This window comes from Geothrix sp. PMB-07 (genome assembly GCF_030758935.1).
In the GTDB taxonomy this organism is placed as follows: Bacteria; Acidobacteriota; Holophagae; order Holophagales; family Holophagaceae; genus Geothrix.
Genome location: NZ_CP132333.1, coordinates 2,619,257 through 2,637,545, shown reverse-complemented (window position 1 = coordinate 2,637,545; position 18,289 = coordinate 2,619,257). Strand labels below are relative to the sequence as shown.

At 64.2% G+C, this 18,289-nt stretch carries 14 protein-coding genes; 8 read left to right on the top strand and 6 right to left on the bottom strand.

Annotated features, from left to right (window positions below; genetic code table 11):
* The first annotated feature begins 179 nt into the window (after positions 1-179).
* The gene (locus Q9293_RS11710) at positions 180-2,147 is read left to right on the top strand and encodes an elongation factor G (protein ID WP_306246668.1); all 1,968 of its coding nucleotides are present in this window, start codon (positions 180-182) and stop codon (positions 2,145-2,147) included.
* 203 nt (positions 2,148-2,350) lie between these two features.
* Here Q9293_RS11710 and Q9293_RS11705 read toward each other — a convergent pair whose 3' ends face one another.
* Positions 2,351-3,556 (bottom strand): right-handed parallel beta-helix repeat-containing protein, encoded by a 1,206-nt coding sequence (locus Q9293_RS11705; RefSeq protein ID WP_306246666.1) that lies wholly within the window; start codon positions 3,554-3,556, stop codon positions 2,351-2,353.
* A 158-nt stretch (positions 3,557-3,714) separates the two neighbouring features.
* Between Q9293_RS11705 and Q9293_RS11700 the strand changes: the two genes are divergently transcribed.
* The 3 genes from Q9293_RS11700 to Q9293_RS11690 all read left to right on the top strand — a co-directional run bounded on the left by Q9293_RS11700 (position 3,715) and on the right by Q9293_RS11690 (position 7,424).
* Entirely contained in the window at positions 3,715-5,211 is a 1,497-nt protein-coding gene (locus tag Q9293_RS11700; RefSeq protein WP_306246664.1) for a DUF512 domain-containing protein, read from the top strand.
* 64 nt (positions 5,212-5,275) lie between these two features.
* Positions 5,276-6,184, top strand: coding sequence for a DMT family transporter (locus Q9293_RS11695; protein WP_306246663.1), 909 nt, complete (start codon positions 5,276-5,278; stop codon positions 6,182-6,184).
* A 19-nt stretch (positions 6,185-6,203) separates the two neighbouring features.
* Complete coding sequence (locus Q9293_RS11690; protein ID WP_306246661.1) at positions 6,204-7,424, top strand: polysaccharide lyase; 1,221 nt, start codon at positions 6,204-6,206, stop codon at positions 7,422-7,424.
* 65 nt (positions 7,425-7,489) lie between these two features.
* Here the strand turns inward: Q9293_RS11690 and Q9293_RS11685 are convergent, their stop codons facing one another.
* Genes Q9293_RS11685 through Q9293_RS11670 form a run of 4 tightly spaced genes read right to left on the bottom strand, consistent with a single transcriptional unit; the run spans position 7,490 to position 10,122 of the window.
* Positions 7,490-7,987 (bottom strand): biopolymer transporter ExbD, encoded by a 498-nt coding sequence (locus Q9293_RS11685; protein WP_306246659.1) that lies wholly within the window; start codon positions 7,985-7,987, stop codon positions 7,490-7,492.
* Complete coding sequence (locus Q9293_RS11680) at positions 7,987-8,484, bottom strand: biopolymer transporter ExbD (protein WP_306246657.1); 498 nt, start codon at positions 8,482-8,484, stop codon at positions 7,987-7,989. Before Q9293_RS11680 ends, Q9293_RS11685 begins: the two co-directional genes overlap by 1 nt.
* Positions 8,485-8,542: 58 nt before the next feature.
* Positions 8,543-9,271, bottom strand: a complete 729-nt coding sequence (locus Q9293_RS11675; protein ID WP_306246655.1) for a MotA/TolQ/ExbB proton channel family protein — start codon at positions 9,269-9,271, stop codon at positions 8,543-8,545.
* A 50-nt stretch (positions 9,272-9,321) separates the two neighbouring features.
* The gene (locus Q9293_RS11670; RefSeq protein WP_306246653.1) at positions 9,322-10,122 is read right to left on the bottom strand and encodes an energy transducer TonB; all 801 of its coding nucleotides are present in this window, start codon (positions 10,120-10,122) and stop codon (positions 9,322-9,324) included.
* 271 nt (positions 10,123-10,393) lie between these two features.
* Here Q9293_RS11670 and tgt point away from each other — a divergent pair, with 271 nt between their 5' ends.
* From tgt to secD, 3 genes are all read left to right on the top strand, one after another.
* Positions 10,394-11,533, top strand: a complete 1,140-nt coding sequence (tgt, locus tag Q9293_RS11665) for a tRNA guanosine(34) transglycosylase Tgt (protein ID WP_372342209.1) — start codon at positions 10,394-10,396, stop codon at positions 11,531-11,533.
* Entirely contained in the window at positions 11,534-11,848 is a 315-nt protein-coding gene (gene yajC / locus Q9293_RS11660) for a preprotein translocase subunit YajC (protein WP_306246649.1), read from the top strand. It abuts the gene before it with no gap.
* A gap of 71 nt (positions 11,849-11,919) precedes the next feature.
* Positions 11,920-14,766, top strand: coding sequence for a protein translocase subunit SecD (secD, locus tag Q9293_RS11655; RefSeq protein ID WP_306246647.1), 2,847 nt, complete (start codon positions 11,920-11,922; stop codon positions 14,764-14,766).
* 276 nt (positions 14,767-15,042) lie between these two features.
* Here secD and Q9293_RS11650 read toward each other — a convergent pair whose 3' ends face one another.
* A complete protein-coding gene (locus tag Q9293_RS11650; RefSeq protein ID WP_306246645.1) occupies positions 15,043-15,936 on the bottom strand; it encodes a polysaccharide deacetylase family protein in 894 nt (297 codons plus the stop codon).
* A 109-nt stretch (positions 15,937-16,045) separates the two neighbouring features.
* On the opposite strand from Q9293_RS11650, the gene Q9293_RS11645 reads away from it, so the two are divergent.
* Positions 16,046-18,202 carry a PKD domain-containing protein gene (locus Q9293_RS11645; RefSeq protein ID WP_306246643.1) on the top strand — a complete coding sequence of 719 codons (2,157 nt, stop codon included), beginning with the start codon at positions 16,046-16,048 and terminating at the stop codon, positions 18,200-18,202.
* Positions 18,203-18,289: the final 87 nt, after the last annotated feature.

Here is an 18,289-nt window from a genome sequence, read left to right as displayed (position 1 = left end):
ACTTAAGCCGCCTTTTCCCGGGCGGCTTTTTTTCGGTGTTGCCAGCTTGTAACAAGGTCGGAACACTTGGGTCGGTCCACATCGGAACCAGACAATCAGGGGGCACTGTGAGCGGAAATTCTCAGTCAACTCCACGCGTAGCGGCCATCGTCGGGCCCTACCTCTCTGGAAAGACCTCCTTGATGGAGAGCCTTCTCTTCGTGGCAGGCGCCCTGCCGCGCAAGGGCTCCGTCAAGGAGGGGAACACCGTCGGCGATGCCTCCATGGAGGCCAAGGCCCGCCAGATGAGCGTGGAATCCAGCCTGGCGGCCTGCACCTATCAGAACCAGGCCTGGACCCTCATTGACTGTCCGGGATCTGTCGAATTCAGCCAGGAAACCGCCCACGCCCTCATGGCCGCGGACATCGCCGTGGTGGTGGTGGACCCGGATCCAGGCCGCGCCCTCATGGTGGCGCCCACGCTGAAGTTCCTGGACGACCACAAAGTCCCCCACGTCATGTTCATCAACAAGATGGAAGCCGCGGGCAGCGCCGGGAAAATCAAGGATGTGCTGAACGCCCTGCAGGTGGTCTCCGAGCGTCCCCTGGTGCTGGTGGAGATTCCCATCCGGGATGGCGATCAGATCACGGGCTACGTCGATCTCATCAGCGAACACGCCTACAAGTATGAAGCGGGCAAGGATGCGGATCTGATGCAGCTGCCCGAATCCGTGCTGCCGGAGGAGCACGAGGCGCGGCAGCTCATGCTGGAGAAGCTGGCGGATTTCGACGATCACCTGATGGAGGAGCTGCTCAGCGACTTGGTGCCGCCCCTGGAGGAGGTCGCGGAGGATCTCGCCAAGGATGTGCAGGATGACCTGCTGGTGCCGGTCTTCTTCGGCTCGGCCGACAAGGACGCGGGCGTCCGCCGCCTCTTCCAGGCCCTTTGCGACGAAGCGCCGTTTGTGGATGTCACGGCCGCGCGTCTGGGCATTCCCGAAGGCAAGGACACCCTGGTGCAGGTGTTCAAGACCGTCCACGCCCAGCACGTGGGCAAGCTGAGCATCTCCCGCGTGTGGCGCGGCGAGGTGGCGGACGGAAGCTCCCTGGCGGGCAACCGTGTCAGCGGCATCAACAAGCTGTTCGGCTCGCAGCAGATCAAGCAGCAGAAGGCCACGCTGGGCGAGGTGGTGGCCCTGGGTCGCATGGAGGAAGTGCACACCAGCGAAGGGCTGACCCCCACCGCCAAGGTGGAGCTGGCCTGGCCTGAGCCGCTGCAGCCCATGCTGGCGCTGAGCCTGCACACCACCAAGAGCGGCGACGATGTAAAGCTGTCCCTGGCGCTGCAGCGCCTCTGCGAAGAGGACGCCTCCCTCAAGGTGGAGCAGAATGCCGAAACCCAGGAGCGCATCCTCTGGGGCCAGGGCGAAGTGCACCTCAAGTGCGCACTGGACCGCCTCAAGAGCCGCTTCGGGCTCGACGTGGAACACCACCCGCCCATGGTGCCCTACCGGGAAACCTTCACCAAACCTGCGAAGGTGCATGGCCGACACAAGCATCAGACCGGCGGGCATGGCCAGTTCGGCGATGTGTGGCTGGAGGTGAAGCCCCGCGGCCGAGGTGAAGGCTTCGAGTTCGAGGAAAAGATCGTGGGCGGCGTGGTGCCCAAGAACTTCTTCGGTGCGGTGGAGCACGGCATTGTGGATTGGATGAAGCGCGGGCCCCTGGGCTTCCCGGTCGTGGACATCTACGTGGCCCTGGTGGACGGCAGCTATCACACCGTCGACAGTTCCGACATGGCCTTCAAGACCGCCGCCCGCATCGGCATGAACGAGGCCGGCGCTGTCTGCCACCCCGTGTTGCTGGAACCCATCTGCGAAGTGCACATCGCCGTGCCCAGCGAGTTCACGCCCAAGGCCCAGCGCCTTGTCACGGGCCGCCGCGGCGGCCAAGTGCTGGGCTTCGATGCCCGGCCCGGCTGGAATGGCTGGGACGTGGTGTCCGCCTACATCCCCCAGGCTGAGATGGGCGATGTGGTGGTGGAGTTGCGCAGCCTCACCATGGGTGTCGGTTCCTTCACCTGGGCTTTCCACCACCTGCAGGAACTCGTCGGCCGGGATGCGGACAAGGTGGTTGAGGCCCGCAAGCAGACCAAGGCCCCGGCCTGATGCTGTCCGGGGGTTCCGCGCTGCGCGCACACCCCCGGGTCCCCGCGAAGAAGCCCGGCTCAGCCGGGCTTCTTCTTTCAGCCTAGCCCCAGCCAGGGTTCCACGCTCCGTTGCGCTGCGCGCACACCCCTGGCCCCCATGCAATGATCTGGCAAAGCCGAGTCACTGCGTTCTCGGCATTCCGGTTTCTGCACCTGGTACCGTCAGGGCGTTGATCCGTTTCCGGACACGGTGTTGCCTGTGATGGTCAGGTTGGTGGAATTGACGGGGTAGATGCCGTGCCCGGTGTTGCCAGTGACGGTGTTGCCGGTGATGCTGCCGCCATCGCAAAGATAGACCAGCAGGCCATCCCCCTGGTTGCCCTTCAGGGTGTTGCCGCTCGCGGTGAATGTGTCGGCATGTTCCCGCAGCAGCAGGCCAGAGCCGAGGTTGTTGAGGCTCGTGTTGTTGAGGATGCGCAGGCCGCTGCAGTTGGAGGCCGCGATTCCGCCCCGGGGGGAGGTGCTCAACGTGCCTACCCCGTTGCCGGAAAAGGTGTTGCCATCCAGGGTGATGTTGGTCGTGAAGGCCGCTCCCGTGTGGGCGATGGGCACCCCGGTTTCAAGACCGAAGCCTGCGTTGTTCGTGAAGGTGCAGCCCGTCACCAGGAGGTTGTTGACGGTGTCCCCGGCATTGGGCTCGATGTCGAGGCCGTCCTCGGGCAGGGTCCCGGCGGTATTCTTGAAGGTGGAGTTGCGCACCACCATCCCGTCCACGCTGGTGATGGACAGGCCCTGGCGGCGGTTGTGGTCGGCCACCACGCTGCAGAAGGTGACGTTGGTCGAGGCTGCCACGTAGAAGCCGTCCCCCCAGCACTCGCGGGAGGTTACCCCTTCGACCACCACGGCCTGGGCGCCGCTGAGGGAAAGCCCATGGCCCCACTCCCCGGTGCTGCCGCGGTGGGCCGAGCGTTCGCCCTCGATGGCGCCGCCCACGATGTTCACGTGGTTGGCCCCGGCCACGTAGAGGATCGCGTAGTTCGAAGCGCTGGTCGGAATGGCCTTCACCACCGCCCCGCTGGCCATGGAAAAGGTCATGTGGCTTTTGAGCAGGATGCCGCGGTTGCCTGACACCGCGGGATTCACCATGTAGGTGCCGGCGGGAAGGAACACCGTGCCATCGGTGCCCGCCATGGCATCCACCGCCTTTTGAATGGCGGCGGTATCATCGGTGACCCCATCGCCTTTGGCGCCGTAGGCCGCATCCCGCACATTGGCGGTCGCGTTCGGGGAGGGGGCGGGCGCGCATTGGGCTGAGGGCGGCGAGGTCGGCGTCGGGACGTCCGTCTTCGACTTGCCGCCACCACAAGCCCCTAGGAGGCCGAGGAGGGCAAGGCCAGCAGAGAGGGCTAGGGGATGCTCAATGCTCAAGGGAACCCCGGGAGGTGGGCCATGGGTCGTGCAGGCTTGTTTCGAGACGAGGGTAGCAGCGGACTGGGCAAAAAACGAACCTCTCCATCCCGCGGTGACGGTTTCAGTGGACCACCCTGGCAGAATTGAATCTTCAATTCGCAGGCAGGGAGACTCGCTTGGCACAGAAGGGCGTTCAGATCATCAGTGTGGAACCTGGTAGCCTGGCCGAGGAGGCGGGGATCCGCCCGGGGGACACCCTGCTGGAGATCCACGGCGAGGCTGTGCTGGATCAGCTGAACTACCAGTTCCTCATCACCCGTGAGGATGAGGCTGAGCTGGTGGTTCAGCGGCCCGACGGCAGCCGCTTCGAGGCCTTTGTGGAGAACGGCGGGGAAGGCATCGGCGTGGACCTGGCCCAGGATGAGGTGAAGGTCTGTAAGCAGAACTGCGTGTTCTGTTTTGTGCACCAGATGCCCAAGGGGTTTCGGAAATCCCTCTACCTCAAGGACGAGGACATCCGGCTGTCCTTCCTTTATGGCCACTTCACGACGTTGTCGAGCAGCGATGATGCGGAGCTGGATCGCATCGTCCGCGAGCGCCTGAGCCCCATCCACGTCTCTGTCCACGCCACAGATCCGGTGGCCCGGGTGAAGGTGGTTGGAAATCCGCGAGAGGGCGACATCCTCCGCAAGATCGACCGGCTGCTGGCCGGTGGCATCGATGTGCATACCCAGGCCGTGGTGGCTCCGGAACTCAACGATGGCGCCATCTGGCAGCGCACCCTTGATGATCTCTGGGCTCGGCGCAAGGAAGGGCGGGGCAGTGTGTTGAGCCTTTCCTGTGTGCCCGTGGGCCTCACCGCCCACCGGGAGAACCTGCCGGATGTGAACGATGTGGGGCCGGAGTTCGCGCGGGACTGGGTGGCTCGCTGGACCCCGGAGGTACGCCGTTACGCCAAGGCCAACGATGGCGAGCCCTGGCTGCTGCTGGCGGACGAGTGGTTCACCCGCGCGGGCATCGAGGTGCCTGGGCGGACCTTCTACTCTCGCTCCTGGGCCCAGCTGGAAAACGGTGTGGGCCTGGTGCGGCGCTTCCTGGAGCATAGCCGCCGCTTCATCAAGAGCCCGCGGGCTCGGGGGTTCGCCGGGCGGCGCGTGCTGTTGCTCACGGGATCGAGCTTCGCGCCCACCCTCAGCCGGGTGGCGACCGAATTGAACCGCGCCGTGGGCAGCCAGCTCCGCGTCGTGGCAGCGAAGAATTTCAGTTTCGGCGAGACCGTCACCGTGGCAGGCCTTCTCTGCGGCGAGGATCTGAAATACGCCGCCCACGCGGACCGGGATGCCCAAGCCAAGCGAAAAGACCGGAGCGGCCGGGTTGATTGGGTGGATGCGGTGGTGGTGCCCTCTGCCAGCCTGCGCACCACCACGGGACCCACGGATCAGTACACCTTGCGCGGGGCGGTGGTGCGGGAGGAAGGCACCTTCCTGGATGACGTCACGCTGCCGCAGTTGGCCGCGGACCTGGGTGTACCCACCGTGCCCAGCGGTGCCAACCTCTCCCACCTGCTCGATCACCTGGAAGCCGCGGATCGCGGCGCCTTCCGTGGCGGCGCGCTCCAATCCGCGTTCCATGCGGCGGGCCTGAACCTGCCTCAGGGTGCCTACAACCCTTGAGAGACCGGCCTTGAGAGCCCGGTTTCATCCATGCCTTTCCCGCCCGATCAGGGATGATTCGAGGATGATCGCCCACACTGCTTCCCAGTCCCGCCGCCTGCTGGCGCGCATGGAACTGGCCGGGGCGGCGCTCTGTTTCGGGCTCATGGCCATTCTCACGCGCCGACTCACCCTGCCGGACATGGGGTTCAGCGCAGGTCACTTGGCGGTGCTGCGCTTTGTGGTGGGGGCCCTGGTCAGCCTGGCGGTCTTCGGCCTGGTGCCCGGGCTCTACCGCCCGAGCAACCACCGGCTGCTGGTGGCCCGAGGCCTGTCCGGAGGCGCCGTGGTGGCGCTCTATTTCTATGCTTTGGCCCATATCCCGGCGGGCGAGGCGGGCATCCTCTACAACATCTACCCGGTCATCGCCACGGCCCTCTCGCTGGTGCTGCTCCGGGAGCGGCCCTCGGTCCACCTCTGGCTGGCCCTTCTGACGGCCTCGCTGGGGGTGATGCTGGTGCTGGGGCAGGGCCACCTGGGCGCAGGCATCCGCCTGGGCGCGGGCGAGCTGGCGGCCCTGGGCGCTGCGGTGTTCGCCGCCACCAGCGCCAATGCCATCCGCGCCGTGCGGCATTCCGACAACGCCGCCACGATCTATTTCTATTTCTGCCTCGCCGGGTTGCCGGTGGTGCTGCCCTTTGCCCTCACACCACTGCCTGGGGGCTGGATGCCCTGGGGTCTGGCGGGTCTCATGAGCCTGCTGGCCTACGCGGGCCAGATGCTCATGTCCGATGCCTATGGCACGCTGTCGGTTTCGGAAGCCTCCGTCTGGCTCCAGCTCCTTCCCATCTTCCAGTTCCTGCTGGCGGTGCCTTTGCTCGGGGAACGGGTGAGCTCTTGGGGATTGGCCGGTGTGCTCATCACCGTGGCTGGGGTGGCCTACGGGACGGCATTCGGGGCCCGGCGGAGAATGGACGGAGGTCCCCAGGCATAACCAGGAGGCCGGGCCCCGGATGGTTGGCTATGCTTTAACATCCCCCGCGGAGTTTCATATGCCTTCAGGTCAATTAATGGCTCGGAGATGGGCTGCCTTCGCGGCAGGAAGTACGGCCGTTTTTGCGGGGATGCAAGGTTGCGGAAGCGGCCGTTCCTCGGGTGCCACCTCCTCTCCGGCCCTGGAGCCGCCAACGGGGCTGAGTTATCCGCAGGCTTCCATCACGGCCGTGGTTGGAACGCCGCTGGCGGCAGATGTTCCTGTCGTGCAGGGTCAGGTGGTTTCCTACTCGATCGCGCCAGATCTGCCTCGGGACCTTCATTTGAACACCAGCACCGGCGTCATTGCGGGCACACCGGCCGCGCCTGCGCCGCCGACGGTGTACACGGTGACGGCCAAGAACGGAGCCGGGGCCACGACCACCACGGTGACGCTCTCGGTGTCCCAGCCGGTCCTTCAGGTGTTCTCTTTGAACTTCTCCCAGGATCCCGTGGGCTTATACGGCCCCTCCATCGTCTCAACGGATTGGAACCGGCCGCCCTGGGCCGATGGCCCTGACCAGGGGTTTCTCAGCGTGGTGGAAGGGGCGGAAAGTTATGAGGGCGGAAGGTCCCTGAAGATTTGGTACCCTGCGGGGCAGTTCGGCACGGCGGGGCCTGGGGGGGCAGGGGGCGGCGGCGTTTGGAACACGCAGTTCGGGGCTGGCGGCGCCCTCCAGTCCTTTGAGGAACTGTACGTGGCCTACCGGGTCAAGTTCCAAAGCGGCTTCGATTTCGTCAAAGAGGGCAAGATGCGTGGCCTGGCGGGTGGGGCCCGGAACGATGGCGGCCACAAGCCCAATGATTCAGATGGCTTCTCCGTCCGCCTCATCTGGAAGGCCGGTGGGCAGCTCAAGGAGTACGTCTACCACCCTGATCAGGCGGGGGTCTACGGTGATGAGCTGGCTTGGATGGTGAACGGCGCGCCGGTGGTGTTCACGCCGGGCACCTGGTACTGGATCGAGCACCGGGTGAAGATGAACGCACCGGGGCAGCATGATGGGATCGTGCAAGGGTGGATCGACGGGAAGCTCGCCTTCGACCGGCGTGATTTCCGGTTCCGGGACACGCCCGCCTTCGGCATCGACGCTTTCCAGTTCAGCACCTTCTTCGGCGGGTCCGATGCCACGTACGCCACGAAGAAAGAAGAAGCGGCATTCAACGATGATTTCGTTGTTTCCACGGGCCCCATCAGCCACTGATTCAAAGGAAAAGAACAAAAGAAAAGGGCCCGAAACGGGCCCTTTTCTTTTGACAGCTTCAGGAACTAGCTGACCGGGGCGGTAGCCGCGGCGCGCTTCCGGAGGGAGACAGCAACCTTGGTGTCACCGCCGTCCTGGCCCTGGAACTTGTCGACCTGTTCGAGGGACTTCTTCTTGGCGATGTCGCCCGCGACGCGAATGGCGTCGAGCACGTCCACCATGGCCTGGAACTTCACATCCTCATCCACCTTCAGGAAGACCTTCCGATAGCCGAGGGGCTGGAGCATGACGGCATCGGGAAGCTTGTCCTTCAGGCCCTGGGCATCGACCTTGTCCTGCTGGAGGGTCATGTTCCCATCCTGATCGAGCTGGATCAGGATGTTGTTGGGATCAGGAGGCGTGGGCTTGCTCTGCACCACCACCTGCGGTACCACCACCTTGGTGGCCTTGTCGAGGCCGGGCACCATCACGATGAAGACGATGAGGAGCACCAGCACGATGTCGATCAGGGGGGTGACGTTAATATCGGATTTCTGTTTGCCCTTGGGGCCGCCGGCATCCATCAGTTGCCCCCTTTCTTCTCTTCGGCCTTGTCTTCGCTGGTGACGATGGACGCCTCGTCAGCGCCACCCTTCCGGCAGACTTGGAACAGTTCGTTGACGTATTTGAAGGGCAGATCCGCGTCGGCCTTCACGAACACAACCTTCTGGCTGAGCGCCGAGACGTTGCGGTTGATGTAGTCGATCAGCTTCTGCTGCTGGGCTTCATTGTTCACGAAGAAGACTTCGTCCTTGGCGTCCTTGTCGTCGATGAGGACGGGCCCGGGGCCAATGACTTCGTACTTGTCGTTGCGCTTGGACTGGAAGAGCAGGGTGAGGTACTTCTCATCCTTGTTCTTCTCGGCCTTGGGACTGTGCTTGGCGAGCGGCAGCTTCACGCTGCTGTTCACCGCGGGCGTGATCACGATGAAGATGATCAGCAGCACCAGCACGATGTCCACGAGGGGCGTGACGTTGATGTCGGACTTCACGCCACCCTTCTTACCACCACCTGCATCCATGGTGTACTCCTCTGAATGGCCCGGGGGCTCGCGCCCCCGGACGGGGTGGAATATCCGCTTAGTTCTGGCTTTCGCGACGGATGAACTCGTCGATCATCTGGGAGGCGGCGTTGTTGATGTTGGTGACGACCACGTCCTGCTTGTTGGTCAGCAGGTTGTAGATCCACACCGCGGGGATGGCGACGATGAGGCCGAGCGCGGTGGTGGCCAGAGCCTCACCGATGGAGCCGGCCAGCGCGTTGATGTCGCCAGCGCCCTTGGTCTTCAGGTCAGAGAAGACCTTGATGATGCCGATGACGGTGCCGAGGAGGCCGATGAAGGGGGCCAGGGCGCCGATGGTGGCCAGGCCGCTCATGCCCTTCTTGAGGAGCTCGAGGACTTCGGCGGTGCCGCGGGCAATGGCGCGCTCCACGGGCTGGATGGCGTCGTGGTTGGGGTTCATGGTCTTGAGCTGCTTCTCGTACTGGAAGATGTCCAGGCCGTGCTTGAGCACCAGGGCCACGTGGCTCTTGTTGTGGGTGGTGGCGGCGCGCTTGGCGGCTTCGAAGTCACCGCGGCGGAGGGTATCCATGAAGAGCTTCAGGAACTTGTCGGAGGCCGCGTTGCTCTGGGCGTAGGTCACGAAGCGCTCGACCGTCACGTAGATCTGGTACGCCAGCAGGATGAAGAGGATGATGATGATCCCCTTGTTCGCAGGCGAGGCCGCCATGAAGAGCTCTTTGGGGGAGAAGCTGTCGTGGCCGCCTTCAGCGAGGGCGAGCATGAGGGGGGAGGAAAGCAGGTTCATGAGATTTCCTTATGAGGAAGGAGAAAGGTGGATGACAGGGTTGGGGTGGGCTACTTGAGTCGGAAGGGCATCGTCAGCTTGAAGCGGGCGTACTGCGGCTGCCCGTTCAGCAAAGCGGGTTCAAACTTCCACTGCATGGCGTAGGCTTCGGCCGAGGGACGCAGCTGGGGCGGGCCATCCTTGGCCACCGCGGAGGTGGGGATGCCGTCCGGTCCCACGGTGATCTCCACCACCACGGTTCCCTGGATCTTCGCGATCTTGGCGAGGGGGGGGTAGGGAGGCGGGGGGGGCTGATATTTGATCTTGATCTGGCTGAAGTCGAAATCCACGACCTTGCCCTGACCGCCGACCACGCCGCCGACCACACCGCCGACCACGCCACCGATGACGCCACCGGGAACGCCGCCCGGGACACCGCCCGGGACGCCGCCCAGGGAGTGATCCTGCTTGGGCAGTTCCTTCGGGGCCTGCTCAGGCACCACTTCCTGCCGGGGGTCGATGGGGGTCGTGTCGGCCTTGGAGCTGACAGCGGCCATCGGCGGCGGCGGCGGCGGTGGGGGTGGCGGCGGAGGAGGGGGGGGAGGCGGCGGAGCGTCTTCAGCTTTCTCGCTGATGTCGATGCCCACAGTCTTCAGCTTCTCCTTGACCACTGACGATTGTTTGGCCAGCTGGAGGGCGACGAAGCCGAAGAGCGCGTACATGGCCACCGTCGTCGGGATGGTCACCATGGGATTGCCCCGCTTGATGGCGTCGTTCCCTGCGGAGAGGGAGGACCGATAGACGGAATCCTCCAACGTCTCTGCGGGGGCAGCCGACTTGGCGGGAACGGGTTTCTGGGGATCTTTGCTCATGCGACTCCCTTGAAAGATCCAGGAAGAAAAAACAAGCCGAGCCAGCGGGAACACCGGTTCGGCCACAAGGTTTAGGGTAAAGAACTGGGGCGAGCCCAGCGGCTAAGATGGCAAAGGGGCGGCGGTTGGTCAAGCCTTAGAAACTGCTTGCAAGCCCCCGTGGATGCGGCATTCCTCTGTTTTTTCATGATCACCACGACATCCTTTGAGCCGCGAAAAGGATGGAATTGTTAAATATTGTTAAGAAAGCCAGGTCGCCATCATGTCTCAGATCACAACTTCAGATTTTACCTTCAGGGGCGAAAGCAGGGGTGAAGCGGAGCCCGCGCGCGCTGGACGCTTCCGCACGGCTCATGGAGAAGTGCTGACGCCAGCATTCATGCCGGTTGGCACACAGGGCACCGTGAAGGGAATCACGCCCGTCCAGCTTCGTGAGATCGCGCCCCAGGTCATCCTCGGCAACACCTACCACCTGGGTCTGCGTCCTGGTGACGCGCTCATCGCCAGGCTGGGCGGCCTGCACCGTTTCATGGGTTGGAGCGGGCCCATCCTCACGGATTCAGGCGGCTTCCAGGTTTTCTCCCTCGCGGATTTGCGGAAGATGAATGAGGAAGGTGTCACCTTCCAGAGCCACATCGACGGCAGCCCGCAATTCCTGTCGCCCGAGCGCAGCATGGAGATCCAACGCAACCTGGGCTCCGACATCGTCATGGCCCTGGACGAGTGCCCGCCGGGCCAGCTGGAGCGCTCGAAACTCGAAATCAGCATGGCCCGCACCACCCGCTGGCTGGCGCGGAGCCGCGCGGTGCCGCTGCAGCCGCACCAGGGTTTGTTCGCCATCAACCAAGGCGGCACCCACCTGGATTTGCGCCGCCGTCACTTGGCCGAGGCGCTCGAACTGGATGCGAAGGTCCCATTCCAAGGCTTTGCGGTGGGCGGACTCAGTGTGGGCGAGCCCAAGGTCGAGATGAACGCCGTGTTGGCCGAGTTCGTGAAGGAGCTCCCCCAGGACCGCCCCCGCTACCTCATGGGTGTCGGCACACCTGAGGATCTGCTCTTCGGCATCGAGCATGGGGTGGATCTCTTCGATTGTGTGCTGCCCAGCCGGGAGGCCCGTCATGGGCGCATCCTCACGGGGAGGGGCCGCCTCAACCTCAAGAACGCCAGGCACCGGGAGGCGGACCTCCCCCTGGATCCTGATTGCGCCTGCTACACCTGCCGCACCTTCTCCCGGGCCTACCTGCATCACCTGTTGCGCTGCGGGGAGTTGCTGGGCTTCACGCTGAACACGATCCACAACCTGAGCTACACTGTGGGACTCACCCGCGCCGCGAGGCAGGCCCTGCTGGAGAACCGGTTTCCGGCCTTCGCCCAGACCACACGCGCCGGATGGATGACCGAGGAGCCCTGAATGACCTTCGCCCTGTTTCAGCAGACCCCCGCAGCAGGCCCCCCCGGCTGGACCCAGTTCGTCTTCATCGGCGGCATGGGCCTGATGTTCTACTTCCTCCTCATCCGGCCGCAGAGCAAGGCCCGCAAGGAGATGGAAGCCCGCCTCTCGAAGCTGAAGGCTGGCGACGAAGTGGTGCTCAGCTCAGGCCTCTACGCCACCATCGACCGCGTCGAGGACAAGCACATCTGGGTGAAGCTGGGCAGCTCCGTGGTGAAGGCCCGCCGCACCGCGGTGGCCTCGCTGGCCACCGAACCCGAAACCAAGCAGAACTGATCTCTCCATGACCTTCCGGACCGGCGCCCATCTCGAACTGACGTCGGTCCGCTTCCTGTAAGGAGCGCCCCGTGACCAAACGGAGCCTCTGGCGCCTCGCCGTCGTCCTGGCCGTGCTGTTCGGCTGTGGATACTTCTTCCTGCCGCTGTCCAAGGTGAAGCTCGGCCTCGACCTTCGGGGCGGTGTCCATTTCGAACTGGAGGTCCAGGGCCAGGAGGCCCTGGCCGCCGATCTGCGCGATGGCAAGGACCGCCTGGCCTCCCGCCTGAAGGAGAAGGGCCTTCCCGGCGCCGCCGTGCGCGTGGATGGCGCGGCTCTGCGGGTGGATGGCGTTGGCGTGGAGCAGAAAGCCACGGTTGAGAAGGTCGCCAAGGACTACTTTCCCGGCTTCGTGGTGGCGGCGGATGGTGATGGCTTCCGCCTGACCCAGAAGGACTCCTACCAGAAGCAGCTGAGGGACGATGCCAACAAGCGCGCTCTGGAAGTCATCGAGAAGCGCATCCGCGACATCGATCCCGCCAACGTGCTGGAGCCTGAGATCACTGCTAGCGGCGCTGAGGGCAACCGCATCGTGGTGGAGATCCCGGGCATCGAGGAAGGTGACCGTGAGCGCATCAAGAAGCTCCTGGCCACGCCCGGTCGATTGGAGCAGCGCCTCCATGCCAAGGCTCCGCAGGTCTACTTCGCGACCAAAGAGGAGGCGCTGGCCTTCTACAAAGGGACCATTCCCCCGGAATTCGAGCTTCTGCCTGAGATCGAAAGCGAGCGCCAGGCGAAGCGTGCTGGCCAGCCGGTGGTCAAGGCCAAACCCGGCGAGGAGAAAATCAGCCGCTGGGTGCTGCTGGAAAGCAGGGTGGGCCTCGACGGGGCCGACATCATCGATTCGCACCGGGCCTCCAACTCTCAAACCGAAGCCAACGAGGTGAATTTCACCCTCAACAAGAAGGGCGACGATGACTTCGCGCGGCTGACGGGCATTGCTTCCGAAGAGAATCGCCTGATCGCCGTCGTGCTCGACCACAAGGTGGTCACCTCGATGAGCTCCAAGGAGAAGATCATCGGCGGTGCCGTGCGCATCAGCGGCAGCTTCTCCGCCCAGGAGGCCGACGATCTCGCCAGCCAGCTGCGCAGCGGCGCCCTGCGCGCGCCCATGAAGTTCCTGGAGGAAGGCGTGGTCGGCCCCGGCCTGGGCCGCGACTCCATCCATGCCGGCGTGACCTCGGCCCTGGTGGGCTTCCTGGTCATCATCGGCTTCATGGTCTACTTCTACCGCTGGTCCGGCGCCAACGCCATCACGGCTCTCGTTGTGAACGTCATCGTGATGATGGGCCTGCTTGGCTCCTTCCGCGCCACCCTGACCCTGCCTGGCATTGCGGGCTTCGTGCTCACCCTGGGCATGGCCGTGGACGCCAACATCCTCATCTTCGAGCGCATCAAGGAAGAACTGGCTCTCGGCAAGAGTGTGCCCGGCGCCATCGATGCAGGCTTTGACCGCGTGTTCTGGACCATTGTGGACAGCCACGTGACTCAGCTCTTCGCGGCCCTGCTGTTGTTCATCTTCGGCACCGGCCCCGTGAAGGGCTTCGCCGTGACCCTCACCGTGGGCGTGGTGGCCTCGCTGTTCACCAGCATCTACATCAGCCGTTTCATCTACGACTGGGTGCTGGAGCAGCATCCGGGCACCAAGACCCTTTCCGTGGGCGTCCATACCTTCTTCAAGGGCGCCTCCTTCGACTTCATGAAGTACAAGGGCATGGCTCTGGCCATCAGCTGGGGCATCATCGTGCTCTGCCTCCTGTTCGTGCGGCCCTGGAACCTCACCCACAACAACCGCATCCAGCTGGGCATGCAGTTCGTGGGCGGCAACGACATGACGGTGCGCTTCCGCGGCAACATCGAAGCGGAAACCATCCGCGCCGCGCTGGCCAAGCAGGGCTTCACCGATGCCACCGTGGTGCCCTACGAGAACCCTGACAAGTCGGTGCGTGATTTCGCCGTGAAGGTGAAGGCCTCCAAAGACAGCGACCAGAAGGACAGCACCATCCAGGCCAACGCCCTGCGGGCCATCTTCAAGCAGCTGGATCCCGAAGCGGCTGGTAGCCCGCTGCCCGCCCTGAACCTGGAAGGCTCCAAGACCCTGGCCGACACCCTTGCCAAGGCCAATCCGCTGCATGCGGCCAACGATGAAACGATCCTCACCACCACCTACACGCCCCTGGCGGAAAAAATCATTGCCAGCCGCGACCGCCTGACCTCCGGTCTCTACCACGCCTTCAGTGAACTGCCCCAGGATCTGCCCGTGGCGGTGAAGGACACGGTCCAGACCACGTACCGCCTGGGTGCGGTGGCCATCCGCAAGAACGAAAGCTTCTCCCCGAGCATCTCCGGCGAATGGACGAGCAAGACGCTCACGGCCGTGGGACTCGCCATGCTGGCCATCCTGGTCTACGTGGTGTTCCGGTTCACCGCGAGCTTCGCCGTGGGTGGCATCGTGGCCTTGATCCACGATCTGCTCATGGCCCTGGGCCTCTTCGCGGCCTTCGGCTACGAGTTCAATGTCCCTGTGGTGGCGAGCTTCCTCACCCTCATGGGCTACTCCATGGCCGACACCATCGTGGTCTTCGACCGAATTCGTGAAAACAGTCACCGCCCTGAGTATCGCCGCGCCTCCGTCACCAAGCTGGTGAACGACTCGATCAACCAGACTCTGGGCCGGACGATCCTCACCTCGCTTTCTGTGCTGTTCGTGTCCGTCTGCCTCTGGCTCTTCGGTGGCCCGGCCCTGCATGATCTGGCCTTCCCGCTGGTCATCGGCGTCATCACCGGCACCTACTCGTCCATCTACATCGCCGCCCCGGTGGTGGTGTACTGGGATCAGTGGTTCGGTGGCAAGGACAAGCTGAAGCAGCACGCGTAAGGTTTCTTGTTTTGATTTCGAGTGGAAGCGGCCCAATTGGGCCGCTTCTTATTTGGAGCCTTGGGTGGAAACCTTAGCGGTAGGCATGCCTTTGCTGGGTTGGGCCAGATGAGCGATCAACCCACTTCAAGGGGCAAGGCATTTGAAGCCACAGATAAACACCGATGAACGCAGATAAAGGACAAGGCTAAGGCCTACTCGCTTCGGTGGCTCCGTGCCCTTAATCGCTTTCATCTGTGTTCATCCGTGTTTATCTGCGGCTGAATGGCCTTTGCTTTAGCCCGCCCAGCTCACCCAACCCGCTCGACCCGGGATCTCCCGCCGGGTGATTTCCTTGGCCGGTGGGTTCGCGGCGAGCAGCTCGGGCAGCCAGTCGGCGTGGGTGCGGGCCCGCACGCCGCGGTCGTTGAGGCCCGCGAGGAAGGCGTCGAAGGTTTCCCGCAGGGCACCACCTTCGACTTCCGTGTGCAGCGCGTAGACGTTGAGAGCGTCTTCGCGGACCAGGTCCCAGATGTCGCGGTTCACCTGCTCCGGTGTGCGGCCATCGAGGCCCAGCCACTCGTCCAGGGTGGGCAGGGTGGTGGGGATCTGGAGCGTTTGGAGGGTGCGCCCCTTCACGATGGGATAGAAGGGGGCCTCACCCCGGCAGTCACCCGCGTAGTCGAGGCCGTAGGCTTCCTGCAGGTCGAGCGTGGTGTCGTTGCAGCGCCAGGCGGGGCTCACGGCGCCCTTGGCCTTCACGCCGAAGACCGCCTCGAAGGCTTCGTGGGCCTGGGCATACCAGTCGGACAGCCACTGACGGGACTTGCGGTCAATGAGGTCGTGGTACTGCACGTGGTCCCAGCCATGGATGGCCACCTCGTGACCGGCCTCGCGGGCGGCCCGCATCTCGGCGGCGGCGCGCTTCCAGATGATGGGCGCGGGCAGCAGGGTGCCGTACATCATGGTCTTCAGGCTGTAGAGCTTGCCGGGGCCGGAGGTGCGCCGCATCTTCTCGAGAAAACCCTTACGGAACACGCGGCGGATGGCCTTGCCGCTGTTGTCGGGGCCGAAGCAGAAGTAAAAGCTGGCCTGCATCTGGTGCTTGTCCAGGAGGCGCAGCAGGGTGGGAATGCCCGTCAGGGAGCCTTCCAGGGTGTCCACATCGACGCGGAGGGAGATGGTCTTCACCGAGTGTTTCTCCATTGATTGAAAAATTCACATCAATTAACAGGGGTGTTGGCGGAAAGGCGCCCCAGCCGTGGGTAAGCTTGGCGCCTCACATCCTGAAAGGATCATTATGGCCTCCCCCCTGGCGGATCGCGTGCGCCGTGTCTTTCATCCCCTGCTCGCCGCCCTGCTTTGGGTGGCGGGCTCCACCTCACTTCTGGCCGAAGGCGCCAATGATCCGGCGCCCTTTATCCAGGCCCGGGGCACCGTCAATGGCAAGAAGGTGCTGTTCGACAACACCCATGGCTCCACCGCCGGTGCGGCGGACTGGGTGATCGACGGCGCCTTCTCCGACTTCGCCAACGCCCTGGCGGACAAGGGCTACTACGTGAAGGAGCTCCGCAAGGTCACGCCCATCACCCTGAGCGATCTCAGTGGCTGGGATGTGGTGGTCATGGCCGAGTGCAACATCCCCTTCAAAGCCTCGGAGCAGGCGGCCCTGCTGCAGTACGTTCAGAATGGCGGCGCCCTCTTCCTCATTGCCGATCACTACAACGCCGACCGCAACAAGAACCGCTGGGACGGCTCGGAGGTCTTCAATGGCTACCGCCGCGGCGCCTGGACCAATCCAGCCAAGGGCATGAGCGCCGCCGAAGCGGCCTCGTACCCCATGCAGGGTGTGGTCAGCTCAGATTGGCTCGCCACGAATTTCGGCGTGCGCTTTCGCTACAACGCCTTGGGCGATCTGGTGGCCAATGACATCGTGGCCCCCAGCCAGGCCTTCAACATCACCACCGGTGTGGCCACCGTGGCCATGCACGCCGGGGCCACCCTGGCCATCCTGGATCCCACCAAAGCCAAAGGCATCGTCTACCTTCCCACCACCACGGTGAAGTGGGCCAGCGCCGTGGATCAGGGCGTGTACAACGGCGGCGGACGCCCTGAGGGTCCCATGGTGGCCATCGCCAAGGTGGGCCTGGGGAAGGCCGCCTTCATCGGTGATTCCTCCCCCATCGAGGATGCCACCCCGAAATACCTCAAGGAGGAAACCGGCGGCGCCAAGACCACCTACGCCGGCTGGCAGGAGCAGAACGATGCCACGCTCATGCCCAACCTCATCGATTGGCTGGCCACCCGTGAATCCTATTCGGCGCTGAGCCAGGTTGCGGGCCTCCAGCTGGACACTCCCACCGCGCTGCTGGCCATGGAGGATCCCGCCAGTTCCACCGAGCCCCAGGCCGAGCCCTGGGCTGTGCCAGCCGCTGGCTACAAGTGGTACGACCCCACCACCTTCAAGGCGGGCTCGTACAACGCGGGCACCGTGCTGCCCAACGTCCTCACGGCCGTCATCACCACGCCCAGCGGCAACCTCAGTGTGAATGCGGGGGTAGCGGTTTCCTTCGCGGGCAGCGCCACGGACAGCAGCAGCACCGCCACCATCACCTACGCCTGGACCTTCGGGGATGGCGGCACGGCCACGGGCGCCAGCGCCACCCACACCTTCAGCAACGCCACCGCAAGCCCCATCACCTACACCGTGACCTTCACCGCCTCGGATGCCTCGGGCGCCAGCGCCAGCGCCACGCGCCTGATCACCGTGGCGCCCGGTGGCACCACCTACACCATCACGGCTTCCGCCGGGGCCAACGGAACCATCAGCCCTTCGGGCGCCGTCTCCGTGAGCGCGGGCGCCAGCCGCTCCTTCACCATGACGCCCAACGCGGGCTACCAGGTGAGCAGCGTGACGGTAGATGGCGTGAACCAGGGTGCCCTGGGGACCTACACCTTCTCCAACGTCGTCGCCAACCACAGCATCGCAGCGGCCTTCGCCACCAGTGGCGGAACCTCCTTCACGGAAACCTTCGACACCGGCACCAAGGCGGCCTACACCACAGGAGATGTGACCTTCGCCTCCGGGACCTGGACCCTGAACGATGCCCTGCTGGGCAACACCAGCGCCGATCCCAAGATCGGCGCCCAGAGCGTGCGGATGCGCAATAGCGGCAAGCTGACCATGAAAACCAGCTGGGCCAACGGTGCGCAAAGCGTGTCCGTGAAGCATGGCAGTTATGGTTCCGACGCCAGCACCACCTGGACCCTGTGGTACTCCACCAACAGCGGCAGCACCTGGACCCAGGTGGGCGGCACCATCACCACGGCCTCACCCACCCTCCAGACGGCCACCTTCTCCCTCAGCGTTCCCGGCGCCATCCGTTTCGAGATCCGCAAAACAGATGGTTCCACGCGGCGGGTCAATTTCGACGATTTCCAAGTGTCGGGGTTCTGAGGCCTGAGCTGCGCCAGCGGTTCCATCTTTCGAGGGGATCGCTGGCCCTTCTCTTTGAGGTTTTCGCGACCCGACCGTCACGTATAA